This is a genomic window from Stenotrophomonas sp. K-6 (assembly GCF_056861555.1).
The window spans coordinates 1067888-1084040 of sequence record NZ_JBSPUC010000001.1 but is presented as its reverse complement, the minus strand read 5'-3'; the positions used below and the strand labels follow the sequence as shown (position 1 = coordinate 1084040).

Annotated in this window: 10 protein-coding genes and 1 riboswitch; of the genes, 5 read left to right on the top strand and 5 right to left on the bottom strand. The window is 66.5% G+C overall.

The window, feature by feature from the left end; translation table 11 throughout:
- Positions 1–72: 72 nt before the first annotated feature.
- A complete protein-coding gene (locus AC13F7_RS04730; protein WP_482999399.1) occupies positions 73–1410 on the bottom strand; it encodes a sensor histidine kinase in 1338 nt (445 codons plus the stop codon).
- Positions 1397–2098, bottom strand: a complete 702-nt coding sequence (locus AC13F7_RS04725) for a response regulator transcription factor (protein WP_482999398.1) — start codon at positions 2096–2098, stop codon at positions 1397–1399. The genes AC13F7_RS04730 and AC13F7_RS04725 overlap by 14 nt, the downstream gene beginning before the upstream one ends.
- 131 nt (positions 2099–2229) lie before the next feature.
- On the opposite strand from AC13F7_RS04725, the gene AC13F7_RS04720 reads away from it, so the two are divergent.
- The 4 genes from AC13F7_RS04720 to AC13F7_RS04705 all read left to right on the top strand — a co-directional run bounded on the left by AC13F7_RS04720 (position 2230) and on the right by AC13F7_RS04705 (position 8855).
- Entirely contained in the window at positions 2230–3939 is a 1710-nt protein-coding gene (locus AC13F7_RS04720; protein ID WP_482999397.1) for a glycosyltransferase family 39 protein, read from the top strand.
- A 101-nt stretch (positions 3940–4040) separates the two neighbouring features.
- On the top strand, positions 4041–4811 hold the full coding sequence (locus AC13F7_RS04715; protein ID WP_482999396.1) for a phosphatase PAP2 family protein: 771 nt from the start codon (positions 4041–4043) through the stop codon (positions 4809–4811).
- Positions 4808–6460, top strand: coding sequence for a phosphoethanolamine transferase (locus AC13F7_RS04710; protein WP_482999395.1), 1653 nt, complete (start codon positions 4808–4810; stop codon positions 6458–6460). The genes AC13F7_RS04715 and AC13F7_RS04710 overlap by 4 nt, the downstream gene beginning before the upstream one ends.
- 400 nt (positions 6461–6860) lie before the next feature.
- Positions 6861–8855 carry a M2 family metallopeptidase gene (locus tag AC13F7_RS04705; protein WP_481470744.1) on the top strand — a complete coding sequence of 665 codons (1995 nt, stop codon included), beginning with the start codon at positions 6861–6863 and terminating at the stop codon, positions 8853–8855.
- Between the two features lie 93 nt (positions 8856–8948).
- On the opposite strand, the gene AC13F7_RS04700 is transcribed toward AC13F7_RS04705, so the two are convergent.
- Positions 8949–9335, bottom strand: a complete 387-nt coding sequence (locus AC13F7_RS04700) for a hypothetical protein (protein WP_481470745.1) — start codon at positions 9333–9335, stop codon at positions 8949–8951.
- Between the two features lie 72 nt (positions 9336–9407).
- Positions 9408–10631, bottom strand: coding sequence for a multidrug effflux MFS transporter (locus AC13F7_RS04695; RefSeq protein WP_482999394.1), 1224 nt, complete (start codon positions 10629–10631; stop codon positions 9408–9410).
- Between the two features lie 279 nt (positions 10632–10910).
- A riboswitch (glycine riboswitch) is annotated at positions 10911–11013 on the top strand.
- A gap of 89 nt (positions 11014–11102) precedes the next feature.
- On the opposite strand from AC13F7_RS04695, the gene gcvP reads away from it, so the two are divergent.
- On the top strand, positions 11103–13982 hold the full coding sequence (gene gcvP, locus AC13F7_RS04690; protein WP_482999393.1) for an aminomethyl-transferring glycine dehydrogenase: 2880 nt from the start codon (positions 11103–11105) through the stop codon (positions 13980–13982).
- A 757-nt stretch (positions 13983–14739) separates the two neighbouring features.
- Here the strand turns inward: gcvP and AC13F7_RS04685 are convergent.
- Positions 14740–16131 carry an amino acid permease gene (locus tag AC13F7_RS04685; RefSeq protein ID WP_482999392.1) on the bottom strand — a complete coding sequence of 464 codons (1392 nt, stop codon included), beginning with the start codon at positions 16129–16131 and terminating at the stop codon, positions 14740–14742.
- Positions 16132–16153 lie beyond the last annotated feature (22 nt).

The window sequence follows — 16153 nt, the reverse complement described above, 5'->3', positions numbered from 1 at the left end:
CATAGAGCGGCGCCTCCGGAGCTTAACATTGTCTTCACGACGCCACACTTTGCAGCGCAGCGCGCGGGCTGATTACGTCGCAGGCAGCGACAAACGCTCGCCACTGCCCGGCAGCGACGCACCGAGATCCAGAACCACGCAGGTGCCGCGTGGCACGCAGGGCTCGATCTGCAGCGCCCAGCCCAGGTGTTCGCAGAGCCGGGCGATGAGCTCCAATCCGATCCCGCTCTGCTCGTTGCGGTCGCCCCTTGCCATGCGGGCGTGGACGGCCGCGATTTCCTCCGGGCTCATGCCCAGCCCCGGATCCTGCAGCGTCACCACTGCCTGGTCGGAGACCTTGATGTGGATGGTGCCGCGGCCGCTGTTCTCGATTGCGTTGCGCAGCAGATTGCCGATCGCCGCCTGGACCACGCCCAGTGGCGCGACGATATCCACCCGCGCCAGACCATCGATCTCGATGCGCAGGTCCTTGTCGCCCATCAGATGACGATGGTCTTCGATGATGTCCGGGACCAGGTGGTCCAGCGCAATGCGCTCGCCAAGGGCGGCCAACCGCGCCGGATCGCGCGCCAGCACCAGCAACAGCTGGATCAACTGCTCCACGCCTTGGGCCGTGCGATGCACACGCTGCATCTGCTGACGGGCGCGGTCGGGAATGTCCGGCTGGCCCAGCGCCAGCTCGGCAGCCCCGGTGATCACCGCGATCGGCGTGCGCAGTTCATGGCTGGCCGTGCTGATGAAGATCCGCTCGCGTTCGACGAACTGCTCGTTGCGCGCCAGATAGTCGTTCAACGCATTGGCGATCACGTACAGCTCGGAGCTGGCGCGCGGGTCCACCTCCACCCGCTGCCCGGGCACCCCAGGGTGCAGGTCGTCGATGCGTTTGGCCAGCGAACTCAGCGGCCGTACCAGACGACCGACGCCGAAGGACGCCATCAGTACGGTGACGATGATCATCAGCACGCCGGCCAGCAGCACCCAGCGCGTGGCGAACTGTTCGAGCTCATGGAAGTCGTTGATGTCCAGCACCAGCGCCAGTCGCCCCAGCTGCGTGGTCTGCCGGACCATCACGGCGCTGGCACGACCGTTGACCTCCACGCCGTCGTGCAGCCCGGGATGCAGGGTACGCAGGCTCTCAGGCACCTGTGCGCTGCCATCGATGGTGAACAGCCGCAGCGTGTCCGAATCCTGCCAGCGGTAATGCGGCTCGTGTTCGATGTGGTTGACGATGCTGTCCAGCTCGGAGTTGAGCAGCGCACGCCATGCCGAATGCTCGGCGTGTTCATGCACGTAGTTGCCGACACTGAATACCGCCAGCGAGATCAGCGCCAGGTAGCCCAGCAACCACCAGACCATGCGCCGGTGCATCGGCGCTGGCGTTGGCGTTGGCGTGCGCTTATGCCGCGTCATCTGCACTGTCCCCGGCCGACACGCCCAAACGGTAGCCGACGCGCGGCAACGTGTGGATCAACTTCTGCTGGAACGGGCCATCCACGCTGCGACGCAGCTCGTAGACATGCGAGCGCAGCAGATCACCATCAGGCAACTCGTCGCCCCACAGCGCGAACTCCAGCTGCTGGCGGGTCACCGCACCCGGGCTGGCCCGCATCAGCACTTCCAACAGCTTGCGGCAGGCGGGGTACAGGTGCAGCGCCTTGCCGTCGCGATGCGCCTCCAGCGTGGCCAGATCCAGCTTGAGGTCGGCCACTTCCAGCACCTTGCGCGGGTTGCGTCCCTTGGCCCGCACCATCAAGGCTTCCAGCCGCACTTCCAGCTCGGGCAGCGCGAACGGCTTGGTCAGGTAATCATCAGCGCCCGCACGGAAGCCGGCGATCTTGTCCGGCAGCTCGTCGCGCGCAGTGAGCATGATCACCGGCACTTCCGAACCGTGGTCGGCGCGCAGCCGCCGCAGCACCTCCGGGCCTTCCATGCGCGGCAGCATCCAATCCAGGATCAGCGCGTCATAGGGCTGCGACACGGCCAGGTGCAGGCCGGTCACGCCGTCGGGCGCGACATCGAGCACATGGCCCCGCGACTCGAAATAATCGAATAGATTGGCAACCAGCTGACGGTTGTCTTCAATGACCAGCAGCCGCATGGGAGACTCTCTTGACCGGTTGAGCGCATGGTAGCGGCAACCGTGTCGGAATCCGGTCGCAATGGGGTGGTTTACGACGCTTTTCCTACGCTGTCGGGGAGACAGTGGCTGTTTTGCCGACGAGCCTGCGCGTGCCCGACTCCTTCTTCCTGCGGCGGTGGCCGCGTGTGCTGGTCTGCCTCGCCCTGCTGCTGGCGCTGGCCGCCGGCATCGGCCTGCGCCAGCCTTCCCCGCCCGATGAACCCCGGTTCGTGCTCGCGGCCCGTGCCATGGTCGAGTCCGGCCAGTGGCTGCTGCCACACCGCGGCAGCGAACTGTATGCGGAAAAACCCCCGGTCTTCATGTGGATGCAGGCCGCCAGCCACCAGGTGTTCGGCGGCTGGACGCTCGCCTTCCTGGTGCCCTCGTTGCTGGCCGCGCTGCTCACCCTCTGGCTGACCTGGGATCTGGGCCGGCGGCTGTGGACCCGGCCCGTCGGCTGGTGGGCCATGCTCGCGTTGTTCAGCTGCCTGCAGTTCGGCCTGATGGCCAAACGGGCCCAGATCGACATGGTGCTGGTGGCGATGACCACCCTGTCGTTGTGGGGGCTGCTGCGCCACCTGCTGGAAGGCCGCAACCGGCCGGCGCTGTGGTTGGCCGGGTTCGCCGCCGGGGTGGGCACGGTGACCAAGGGCGTTGGCTTCCTGCCGCTGCTGGTGCTGGTGCCGTCTGCCCTGTGGCGCTGGCGTGCCCGTGGCACGGCATTGCCGCCGGGCACCGCGCGCGATCTGTGGTGGCTGCTGCCGGCCTTCCTGCTCGGCACGGCGGTCTGGCTGGCCCCGCTGGGGGTGGCGCTGCTGCACTCGCCCGATCCCGCCCTGCACGCCTACGCACGCGAACTGCTGTTCAAGCAGACCGGCACCCGCTACGCGAACGCCTGGCACCATGTGAAGCCAGCCTGGTACTACCTGCAGGTGATGGCGACCTTGTGGCTGCCCGGCAGCCTGCTGTTGCCGGCGCTGATTCCCGCGTGGTGGCGCCGGCTCAACCGCCTGGACGGGCGCTGGTGGCTGTTGCTGGGTTGGGCGCTGCTGGTACTCGTCTTCTTCAGCGCCAGCCCGGGCAAGCGCGAGGTGTACCTCTTCCCGATGCTGCCCGCGCTATGCCTGGCCGCCGCACCGCTGCTGCCCGGGCTGCTGCGCCGGGCCGGGCTGCGCTGGCTGCTGTGGGCGTATGTCGCCGTGCTGGGCGCAGCGGCGCTGTACATCGGCACACAGCTCTGGAGCGGCAGCGCATGGGCGCACCTCCAGCTGGCCCGACGTGCCATGCCGGATGCACTGCTGCCCGTGCTGGGCGACTGGCTGATCGCCTTTGGCGTGGCGCTGCTGGCCTTGGCACTGTGGTGGCGCCAACGTCGCGCGGGCGCACTGGTGGTGACGACCGCCTTCCTGCTCTGGAATCTGTACGGCTGGGTGCTGATGCCTACATTGGATCCGTACAGCTCCGCCTCCGCCGTGATGCAGCGGGTGGGCGCACGGATCGGGCCGGAGGCCGAGCTGGGTGTCGTGGCCTGGCGCGAGCAGAACCTGCTGCAGGCCGACCGCCCGGTGACCGATTTCGGCTTCAAGACGCCATGGGAGCAGCAATGGCAGGCCGCCGGCCCGTGGCTGGCGCAGGCGCCAGGACAGCGCTGGCTGCTGGTGCTTGATGAGGCGATCAGCCCGTGCGTGGAGCCCTCGGCGGTGATTGAGATCGGCAGCGCCAACCGCAACCGCTGGCTGCTGTTCCCCGGCACCGCGTGGCGAGCGGACTGCCATGCCGCAGTGACGGCCACCGACACCGGGCGGGACGAAGAAGACTGAGCGATGGGCCGCGCTTAACTGACGGGCAACATCGCTCCGACCGCTCTCCGACACCCCGCTGACGACCATGGCGCCGGAATCTCCCGCCGGCCCCTTTGTCCATGTTCCCAGCGTCCACCGTTGCCCTTTCCTCCGCGCCAGTAGCGACAGCCACGCCGCGCTTCCTCCGCGATCACCTCTGGGCTCCACTGGCGTTGACCCTGCTCGCCAGCGCTGCGCTGATGGGCGCCGGGGGCGACCAGTGGCTGGCCGACCAGTGGTATCGCCTGGAAGGGCAGCAGTGGGCGCTGCAGAACGCTTGGGTCACCACTCACCTGATCCATCAGGCCGGCAAATGGGCCAGCAGTGCCGCGGCACTGGCGGCGATCGTGCTGTGCACCCAGGCCTGGCGCAGTGAGCGCGCGGCCGCATGGCGCTGGCCGCTGCTGTACCTGGTGCTGGCGGTCGCGCTGGGGACCGGTCTGGTCTCGCTGCTCAAGTCACTGACCAACATGGACTGTCCGTGGGATCTGGCCCGCTACGGCGGCACCCGTCCATTCATCGGCCTGTTCTCGATCCGCCCGACCGGCATGCCGCGCGGCGTGTGTTTTCCCGGCGGGCACTCCAGTGCTGGCTTCGCCTGGACCAGCCTGTATTTCTTCGCCCTGATGGTGCGCCCGGGCTGGCGCTGGCGCGGCCTCGGGGTCGGCCTGCTGGCCGGTGGGCTGTTCGGGTTCTCGCAGCAGTTGCGCGGTGCGCACTTTCTCTCGCACGACCTGTGGACGCTGGCCACCTGCTGGGCGGTATCGCTGGGACTGTATCTGCTGATTGAACGCGTCCGGTTGCGCGAGCGCAGCGCTGCACCGGGCACCGGGCAGGGAGACGCAGCATGAGCGCCACCCTTCCACGCGTTGCGCGCTTGCCCGCACTGGCCACCCTGCGTGCGTGGCGCCCGCAGTGCACGACCGAGACCCTGATCGTGCTCACCAGCGTGTTCTTCGCGCTGGCCTGCAATGGCCTGTTCTGGCACAGCGCGATGGCGACCCACCCGGGCAGCATCCGCTTCGCGCTCTCGCTGCTGCTGTTCCTGGTCGGCGCGCACAGCCTGTTGATGGGCCTGCTGGTCTGGCGCTGGAATGCCAAAGTCGTGATCAGTGTGCTGCTGCTCGGCACCGCACTGGCCGCGCACTACATGAGCAGTTACCACATCTATCTGGATGCGGACATGCTGCGCAACGTGCTGGCGACCGATCACAAGGAAAGCGGCGAGCTGATCACGCCTACGCTGATCCTGCCGCTGCTGCTGTTGGCCCTCGCCCCCATGCTGCTGCTGTGGCGCGTGCGCCTTCGCCGGCGAACACTGGGCAGGACGGTGCTGTGGCGTATCGCCTTCCTGCTGCTGTCCGCACTGACTGCCTTTGGTGGAGCGATGCTCTCCTTCCAGGAGATGTCATCGCTGATGCGCAACCAGCGCGAAGTGCGTTACCTGGCCACGCCCGGGAACTTCCTGCTCGGCCTGCCCAAGGCACTGCGCGGTGACAATCCGATCCAGCGCGCTCCCAAGCTGCCGATCGGCATGGATGCCAAAGCGACCCCACGTGCGGCAGGCGGCCGCCCGCGCCTGCTGGTGATCGTGATGGGCGAAACCGCACGCGCGCAGAATTGGGGCCTCAACGGCTATGCCAGGCAGACCACGCCGGAACTGGCCCAGACCGGAGTGATCAATTTCCCGGACATGCATTCGTGCGGCACCAGTACGGAAGTATCCCTGCCCTGCCTGTTCTCGCCATACGGGCGGCATGACTACGACGAAACGAAGATCCGCGCACACCAGTCACTGCTGCACGTGCTGGACCACGCGGGCATCAGCACCTTGTGGCGGGACAACCAGTCCGGCTGCAAGGGTGTGTGCGAGGGTCTGGAAATGCAGGCACTGGACGATGCCAAGCACCCGACCCTGTGTGCCAACGGGCGTTGCATGGACGAGATCCTGATCGACGATCTGGCCACCCAGGTGCGCGCCAGACCGGGTGACCGTGTGGTGGTGCTGCATCAGCTGGGCAACCACGGCCCGAGCTACTTCGAACGCTATCCGGCGCGCTTCCGTCGCTTCACGCCGACCTGCGATACGCCGGACCTGGGCAAGTGCAGCCGTGAGCAGATCACCAACAGTTACGACAATGCGCTGCTGTACACCGATCACCTGCTGTCGCGCACGATCGGCACGCTGAAAGGCATGGACGACTACGACACGGCGATGATCTACCTCTCCGATCACGGTGAATCGCTGGGCGAAAAGGGCCTGTATCTGCATGGCGTGCCGTATGCGATCGCGCCGCAGGAGCAGACCCGCGTGCCGATGACGATGTGGTTCTCGCCGTCCTTCGCAGCCAATCGCGGACTCAACCTGGCCTGCGTGCGGGAGCGCGCGGACAAGTACACCGACCACGACAATCTGTTCCCGTCGGTACTCGGACTGATGCAGGTCAAAACGTCGATGTATGAACGCGACCGGGATCTGTTTGCCTCGTGCGAGGTTTGATCCGCTCGGCGCGTAGGGTCCGGTGCCTTCAGCGAAGAGCTGTCCAGCGTTTCGGTCTTCCGTTTGGGTCGAGGCAGGCAAAGGCAGAACATTCGCTTAGACAGCCAACTTGGCTCTGAACGCCGTTGTTGTTCCCATGCGCACCGACCCACTGTCGACGGGGCGGTGTGGGTGGGTTGGCGGGACCGTTATGCGCCATGGATGGCGCATATCGAGCCCCCATGGACGGGTTCACGGCGGGTCCCGACACCCGCCCACACCGACCCAAACCACGATGCAATGACGCCACGCCGTTGACGTTGGCGCTACGATCCCACCCGACGCCTGCTGCCCTGCCCCTTGCGGTGCGCCCGGCGCTTCACTAGCCTTCGCCGGTCTGTCACCACCCAAGGATGTGCCCGTGAACCACCGCCCGCTCCTGCTGGCCCTGGCAGTCAGTGCTGCCGCACTGACGCTGGCGGCCTGCCAGAAGGAACCGTCCCCCGCCGATGCACCGGCCACGGGCACCACCCAATCCAAGGAAACCGCGGACCAGTTCATCGCCCGCGTCAACGCCGAGTACAAAGCCATGTACCCGGAAATGACCTCGGCCCAGTGGCTGTCCTCGACCTACATCAACGACGATTCCGAGCGCGTCGCGGCCAAGGCCAACGAACGCTGGCTCACCGTGCTCAACGGATGGATCACCCAGGCCGGCCAGTACGACGGCCAGCCGATGAGCGAAGACACCAAGCGCCAGATCCACCTGCTCAAGCTGATGACCTCCATGCCCGCCCCGCGCGACCCGGCCAAGCTCTCCGAGCTGACCCGCATCGCCAGCCGCATGGAAGGCGCCTACGGCTCCGGCAAATACTGCACCGATGAAGCCAACCCGCAGACCTGCCGCCAGCTCGGCGACCTGGAACAGGTGCTCGCCCGCAGCCGCGACTACGACAAGCAGCTCGACGCCTGGCAGGGCTGGCACGGCACCACCAAGCCGATGCGTGCCGACTACGAACGCTTCGTCAGCCTGGTCAATGAAGGCGCCAAGGAAATGGGCTTCGCCGACGCCGGCCAGATGTGGCGCAGCGGCTATGACATGCCCGCCGACCAGATCGGTCCGGAAACCGACCGCCTTTGGGACCAGGTCAAGCCGATGTACGAGCAGTTGCACTGCTATGCGCGTACCAAGCTCGACGGCACGTACGGCAAGGACAAAGCCGAGGTCAACGGCGGCCTGATTGCCGCGCACCTGACCGGCAACATGTGGCAGCAGGACTGGTCCAACCTGTGGGACCAGCTGGAACCGTATCCCGGTGCCGGCAACCTGGACATCACCGCCGCGCTGGAAAAGCAGTACCAGACCAACCTCAGTGGCGCACTGGCCAAGGCCGGCAGCGGCGCGAACGTGGAAGCGCTGTATAAGGCGCAGCGTGAAGCCGAACTGCGCACCGCCAAGCAGATGACCGAACGCGCGCAGGACTTTTATGTCTCGCTCGGCATGCCGGCACTGCCGAAGTCTTACTGGGACAAGACCCAGTTCATCAAGCCGCTGGACCGTGACGTGGTCTGCCACGCCAGCGCGTGGGACATGAACATGGAAGGCGACGTGCGCACCAAGATGTGCATCAAGCCCAACGAAGAAAACTTCACCACCATCTACCACGAGCTGGGCCACATCTATTACGACCTGGCCTACAACCCGCTGCCGCCGTTGTTCCAGGGCGGTGCCAACGATGGCTTCCATGAGGCGATCGGCGACACCATCGTGCTGGCGATGACGCCGCAGTACCTCAACTCGATCGGCCTGGTCGACACCCCGCAGGAAAGCCGCGAGGCGACCATCAACGCGCAGATGCGCATGGCCCTGAGCGGCGTGTCGTTCCTGCCGTTCGGGCTGATGATCGACCGCTGGCGCTGGGGTGTGTTCGATGGCTCGATCACCCCGGACCATTACAACCAGGCGTGGTGGGACCTGAAGGCCAAGTACCAGGGCGTCGCCCCGGCCAGCGCACGCGGTGAGGAGTTCTTCGACGCAGGTGCCAAGTACCACGTGCCAGGCAATACCCCGTACACCCGTTACTTCCTGGCGCGCATCCTGCAGTTCCAGTTCTACAAGGGCCTGTGCGATGCCTCCGGCTACAAGGGCCCGCTGCACCAGTGCAGCTTCTACGGCAACAAGGAGGCCGGCCAGAAGTTCTGGGCAATGCTGAGCAAGGGCGCCAGCCAGCCCTGGCAGGCCACGCTGAAGGAAATCACCGGCGGCGACAAGCTCGATGCCGGCCCGATGATCGAGTACTTCACCCCGGTCAACGAGTGGCTCAAGCAGCAGAACCAGGGCCAGATGTGTGGTTGGCAGGTACCGGCGGCCACGGCTGCAGCCCCGGCCGCACCGACGGCGCCCGCGGCACCGTAACCGGTTGGGCCGGGCCCTCCCCGGCCGCAGCCCGCAACGAAAAAACCGGCCGAAAGGCCGGTTTTTTCATGTGCATCCAGGCAGGACGTGGCGCTACGACTTGGGTTTCAGTGCTGCCGCCAGCTCGGTCTTGAACTGCTCGAAGTCCATGCCGTCGGCCTTGGCCTCGGCATGGGCGGCATCCTTCAACGCATCCGAGTACACCAGCCGGACCGGCGTACCCTGCCGCTCGTGCAGTTCGGCGGCCTGCATGATCAACGCCAGCACCCGTGCCGCACTGGTGGTCTGGCCTGCGATGCGTCCATCCATCCCCAACACCCACTCGCCATCGCGGCGCACCACACCGGCCAGCAGCGTGCGTTGCTGGTCGCGCAGTTCGGCATGCGGCTCGACGGGCGGGGTGGCGGCCTGCTCGCGGTTGGCGGCCTGGGTTTCACGGCGCCGGCGAATGTCGCGGCGCAGTTTGGAGGTGGTCGACATCAAGGGCTTCCGGACTGCATCAAAGGGCAAAGGATACCGCACGGGCCCTGGTGGGCCCGCTGCCTGCCGGGCTTACTCGATCGGCGTCAGCACGGCGCGGCGGCGCTCGCAATACCGTTCCCAGTACCAGAACGAGCCGCCCAGCGCGAAGAATCCCATGTAGCCCAGCGCTAGATGCACCGGGCTGCTGCTGAGCATCGGCGAGACCACACCGGCCACGACGGTGTTGATCATCAGCTGGATGAACATCTGCATCGAAGAGGCCAGGCCGCGCTGGTGCGGGTACATGTCCAGCACCGCCAGCGCCAGCACCGGGAAGATCAGCGCCATGCCCACGCCGCCCAGGAAGATCGGCATCACCGCCCACGGCAGCGCGATCTGCTGCACGGACAGCACGTAGGTGATATTGAGCACCGCCGACAGCGCACACAGGCCGAATCCGATCGCGATCTGCCGCTGCGGCAGGATCCGCCCGGCCATCCGCCCGGACAGGAACGAGCCCATCGTCATGCCGCCGATGGTCGGAATGAACAACCAGGCAAACCCGCCCTCGCCCAGCTTGAGGTGCTGCATCACCAGCACCGGCGCCGAGGCGATGTACAGGAAAATGCCCGAAAAATTCAGCGCACCGGCGGCCGACAGCCGCAGCAGGCGCGCGTTGGAGCCCATGCGCGCATAGCTGCGCAGCAGTTCACGCATCGACAGTGGCGTGCGCGCCTCGGCCGGATGGGTTTCCGGCAGCCACTTGCCCGTGGCCAGCAGCAGGACCACGCCGAACAGCACCAGGAACCAGAAGATCAGCGGCCAGTCGCCGCCGCCGAGCAGGATCCAGCCGCCGATGATCGGCGCGATCGCCGGGGCCACGCCGAAGATCATCGAGACCTGGCTCATCAGGCGCTGCGCATCGGCACCGTGGTACAGATCGCGGATCACCGCGCGGCCGACGATCACGCCCACGCCCGCGGTAACGCCCTGCAGCGCGCGGAACACCAGCAGCGTGGTCATGTCGCGCGACAGCGCGCAGCCGATCGAGGCGCCGATGAACAGCACCAGCCCGCCGATGATCACCCGCTTGCGGCCAAACGCATCGGACAGCGGGCCGTGCGCCAGGCTCATCAGGCCGTAGAACAGCAGGTAGACGCTGATGGTCTGCTGCACCGCGACCTGGTCCACCTGCATGCGCTCGCCCAGCAGCAGGAAGGCCGGGAAAATGGTGTCGATCGAGAACGGACCGAACATCGCCAGGCCTGCAAGCAGCAGGGCCAGGCGGCGGGTCGAGGGTGAGGCGGGCGTCATGCGGGCTTCCGTCAGCGGCCATGCGCAATGCACGGCGGGCGCCGGCCCGGGACGGGCAGCGCCAGATGAATACGAGGATCCAGTGATCATAGGCCTTTGCCGCCCCCGGCACCATGGCCAGGTGCAGTTTCCGGGGTCCGTGCGCCCCCGTATTCAGGTGCTGGAAAGGCCCAGCGAGTGAAAGCGCTGGGCTATAATCGCCGCGCTACATGGTGGGAGAAGCGGACACCCGCTGCCGAAGGCGCAACGCCCGTAATCGCTCAGGCCCGATACCACCCGTACCAAAACTCTGGAGAGACCGGCCCATTGCCGGCGCCGAAGGGGCACGAAGCACGCAGATGCGCGCTTTTAAACTCTCAGGCAAAAGGACAGAGGGGCACCCAGGAAGACCGCAAGGTCCGGTGGATCGCTGTCGCCCGCGACGCGCCCTGGCCCCGGCCGCCTTCCGAACGTGCGTGCCCTCTCTTCCGGATGCCAGCCATGTCCCAGAACACCCCCTCCCTGCGCGAGCTTGAACACAGCCACGCGTTCGTCGAACGCCATATCGGCCCCAACGACGCCGAAATCGCGCAGATGCTCGACGTGGTCGGCCACGCCTCGCTGGACGCGCTGACCGATGCGATCGTCCCGGCCGGGATCAAGTCGCCAGCACCGCTCGACCTGCCCGAGTCGCTGACCGAAGTGCAGGCGCTGGCCAAGATCCGCGCCATCGCCGACAAGAACCAGGTGTTCCGCACCTTCATCGGCCAGGGCTACTACGGCACGCTGACCCCAAACGTCATCCTGCGCAACGTGCTGGAAAACCCGGCGTGGTACACCGCCTACACCCCGTACCAGGCCGAGATTTCGCAGGGCCGCATGGAAGCGCTGATCAACTTCCAGACGCTGTGCGCGGACCTGACCGGCATGGAGATCGCCAACGCCTCGCTGCTCGATGAAGCCACTGCCGCAGCCGAAGCGATGACGCTGGCCAAGCGCTCGGCCAAATCCAAGTCCGATACCTTCTTCGTGCACGACGCCGTGCACCCGCAGACGCTGGAACTGCTGCGCACCCGCGCCGAGCCGATGGGCATCGTGCTGCGCGTGGGTACGCCGGCCGAGGCGATGGAAGCTGAAGCCTACGGCGTGCTGCTGCAGTACCCGGATACCTTCGGCCATATCGGCGATTACAAGGCGCTGGCCGATGCCGTGCACGCGCGCGGCGGCCTGGTCGCCGTGGCCACCGATCTGCTCGCACTGACCCTGATCGCCGCCCCCGGCGAATGGGGCGCGGACATCGTGGTCGGCAACTCGCAGCGGTTCGGCGTGCCGTTCGGTTTCGGTGGCCCGCATGCCGCCTTCATGGCCTGCCGCGATGCGTACAAGCGCTCGATGCCGGGCCGCCTGATCGGTGTCTCGGTCGATGCGCAGGGCAATGCCGCCTACCGTCTGACCCTGCAGACCCGCGAGCAGCACATCCGCCGCGAGAAGGCGACCTCCAACATCTGCACCGCCCAGGTGCTGCTGGCGGTGATGGCCTCGATGTACGCCGTGTACCACGGCCCGGAAGGCCTGACCCGCATCGCCCGCCGTACCCACCGCCTAGCCGCGATCCTGGCCGCCGCACTGCGCGGCGCCGGCGTCAACGTGGGCGAGCACTTCTTCGACACCCTGCACGTCAAGGATGTGGACGCCAAGGCGATCCACGCCAAGGCTGCGGCGGCGCGCATCAACCTGCGCGCGATCGACAGCGATGCAGTCGGCATCAGCCTGGATGAAACCGCGACCCGCGCCGACATCGTCGCGCTCGGCCAGCTCTTCGGTGCCACGGTCGACGTGGATGCACTGGATGCGGCCACCGCCGATGCGCTGCCGTCCGACCTGGTGCGCACCAGCGAGTTCCTGACCCACCCGGTGTTCAACACCCACCACAGCGAACACGAACTGCTGCGTTACCTGCGTTCGCTGGCCGACAAGGATCTGGCGATGGATCGCACCATGATCCCGCTGGGCAGCTGCACCATGAAGCTCAACGCCACCGCCGAGATGATCCCGGTGACCTGGCCGGAGTTCGCCAACATCCATCCGCTGGCCCCGGCCGATCAGGCCACCGGCTACAAGGAACTGATCGACGGCCTGGAAGCGATGCTGGTCGAGTGCACCGGCTATGACGCGGTCAGCCTGCAGCCGAACTCCGGCGCGCAGGGCGAGTACGCTGGCCTGCTGGCGATCCGCGCCTACCACCGCTCGCGCGGCGAAGGCCATCGCGACGTCTGCCTGATCCCCGATTCGGCGCACGGCACCAACCCGGCCTCGGCCCAGATGTGCGGCATGAAGGTCGTGGTGACCAAGACCGACGCCAACGGCAACGTCGACCTGGACGACATCCGCATCAATGCGGAGAAGTACAGCGACCGCCTGGCCGCACTGATGATCACCTACCCGTCCACGCACGGCGTGTTCGAGGAAGAGGTGGTGGAGATCTGCGAGATCGTGCACCAGCACGGCGGCCAGGTGTACACCGACGGCGCCAACATGAACGCCCTGGTCGGCGTGGCCAAGCCCGGCAAGTGGGGCTCGGACGTCTCGCACCTGAACCTGCACAAGACGTTCTGCATCCCGCACGGCGGCGGCGGCCCGGGCGTCGGCCCGTGCGCGGTCAAGTCGCACCTTGCCCCGTTCCTGCCGAAGGTGCTGGGCGGCGAAGGCGATGTCGGCATGGTCAGCGCGGCCAGCTTCGGCAGCGCCTCGATCCTGCCGATCAGCTGGATGTACATCACGCTGATGGGCACCGCCGGCCTGCGCAAGGCAACCCAGGTGGCCCTGCTCAACGCCAACTACATCGCCAAGCGCCTGGCCCCGCACTTCAAGACCTTGTACACCGGCCGCAACGGCCTAGTGGCGCACGAGTGCATCCTGGACGTGCGTCCGCTGGAGAAGACCTCCGGCATCGGCGCCGAGGACGTGGCCAAGCGCCTGATCGATTTCGGCTTCCACGCCCCGACCCTGAGCTTCCCGGTCGCCGGCACGCTGATGGTGGAGCCGACCGAGAGCGAATCGCTGCATGAACTGGATCGCTTCATCAACGCGATGATCCAGATCCGCGAAGAGATCGCGGCGATCGAAGACGGCCGTCTGGACCGCGAGGACAATCCGCTCAAGCACGCCCCGCACACCGCTGCGGTGGTGTCGGCCAGCGAGTGGTCGCACGCCTACCCGCGTGAGCTGGCGGCCTTCCCGCTGGCCAGCCTGCGCCAGCAGAAGTACTGGCCGCCGGTGGCGCGCGTGGACAACGTCTACGGCGACAAGAACGTGATGTGCGCCTGCATCCCGGTCGATGCGTACAAGGAAGACGAGGGCGTGGAGGTCTAAGCCTCCCTGCCCTGACGCAACAGCAGACGGCCCGCGCGAGCGGGCCGTTTTTTGTGTTGCTGCATGTTCCGAGACTTTGGTGCAACCGCCGAGATCAACGTCGGCGAGATGCTGTGGCATGGCAGGGGTGTGCGGGTCCGCGGGACACGCCGTAAATCCGTCCCTGGAGGCTCGTGAGCGGCATCCATGCCGCTCCAACGGTCCCGCCAACCCACACACCCCCGCCCTCGACAGTGGGTCGGCTGCTACTGGAAAAGCAGATGCAATCGCCGTGCGATGGCGACGAGCACCAACACCTCATGCACTCATCGGATGACTGTCGATAGCATCAGCATCGGCGGCCAACATTCAGTGCTGAGTGCTGAGTGCTAAGTGCTAAGTGCGCATTGCGCATTGCGCATTGCGCATTCAGTGTCGAGCTTTGAGCGTTGTGTTGTGTTGTGTTGTGTTGCCAGTTGCCAGTTGCCAGTTGCCAGTTGCCAGCATCAGTGCATCGAACATCCCAGCATCAGCTTGGCAGCGTTCTGCGTTCTGCTTTTGCCTTCCCATTGCCCACCAGCCCTCTGTCAAAGGGTGGGCACGGGTGGGTTGGCGGGACCGTATGCCGCCATGGATGGCGGCATACGAGCTTACAAGGACGTACTTGCAGCGGGTCCCGACAACCCACCCGTACCCGCCCAGTCAAGCGGAGGCCCGAACCTGCAGCTGTTGGCTGTTGGCTGTTGGCTGTTAGCTGTTGGCTGCCGGCTGCCGAACGTCAGCCGCCCCGACCAGCACGCACCCGGCGCGCAACCTCACTGCTCACCGCAATCACCGCCGTCAGCGCCGCCATCGACAGGAACTGCAACCGCGTGTGGGACTCGGAAAGCAGCAGACCGAAAATCAACGCCAACACCCCCAACCCGATCACCGTCAGATACGGATACCCCGCCATCCGGAACGGCAACCGCGTCCCCTCCCGATTCGCCCGATGACGCAGAATCAACTGCGACAACAACGAAATCGTCCACACCAACAGACACGTCGAGCCCACGATGTTGAGCAGCACCGGCAACACCTTGTCCGGGAACACCAACTCCATCACCGTCGCCGCAAAACCGAACAGCACACTGGCCAGCACCGCGATGATCGGCACCTGGCGCGGATCGGTCCAGCCCAGTACGGCCGGCGCCTCACGGCGCTGCGCCAGCGAGTACATCATCCGCGACGCGCCGTAGAGATTCGCATTGAGCGCCGACAACAGCGCAATCACCGCGATCAGCGTGATCGCCGTTGCCGCGCCTGGAATCTTGGCCGCTTCCAGCACGGCAGCGAACGGCGACTTCAGCGCCTCGCTGGTCCACGGCACCACCGCGATGATCACGCTCAGCGAACCGATGTAGAACACCAGGATGCGCCAGGCCACAGTACGGATCGCACGGGCGATGCTGCGCTCCGGATCTTCGGTTTCGGCCGCCGCCACCGCCACGATCTCGGTGCCGCCAAAGGCGAACACCACCACCAGCAGCGCCGCACCGATACCGGCCAGCCCCTTGGGCATGAAGCCGCCGTGCTCGGTGAAGTTGCGCAGGCCAGGCGAGGTGACCTCGGGCAGCCAGCCCATCAGCAGCGCCACGCCGATCAGGATGAAGCCGACGATCGCGGCGACTTTCAGGATCGCGAACCAGAACTCGAACTCGCCGAAATTCTTCACCCCGAGCAGGTTGATCGCCGTAAAGAACAGCATGAAGGCCAGCGCTGCCATCGGAACCGGAATGGCCGGCCAGACGGTGGCGAGCAGCCCGGCCGCGCCCACCGCCTCGGCGGCGATCACGATCACCAACTGCACCCACCACAGCCACCCCACGGTGGCGCCGGCGGTGGCGCCCATGGCGTCAGCGGCATACACCGAAAACGCGCCACTGGTCGGCTTGGCCGCGGCCATTTCGCCGAGCGCGTTCATCACGATGATCACCAGTGCGCCGGCGACCAGATAGGACAGCAGCACCGCCGGACCGGCGGCCTGGACGCCCACACCGGAGCCGAGGAAGAGGCCAGCGCCGATCGCGCTGCCCAGGCCCATCATGATCAGCTGGCGGGGTTTGAGCGCGTGACCCAAGCGGGTATCGGCGGGCGGAGTGGCAGGAGCCGGAGTCTGGGATGCGGGCATCGGAATCGATTGGCGGGCAACA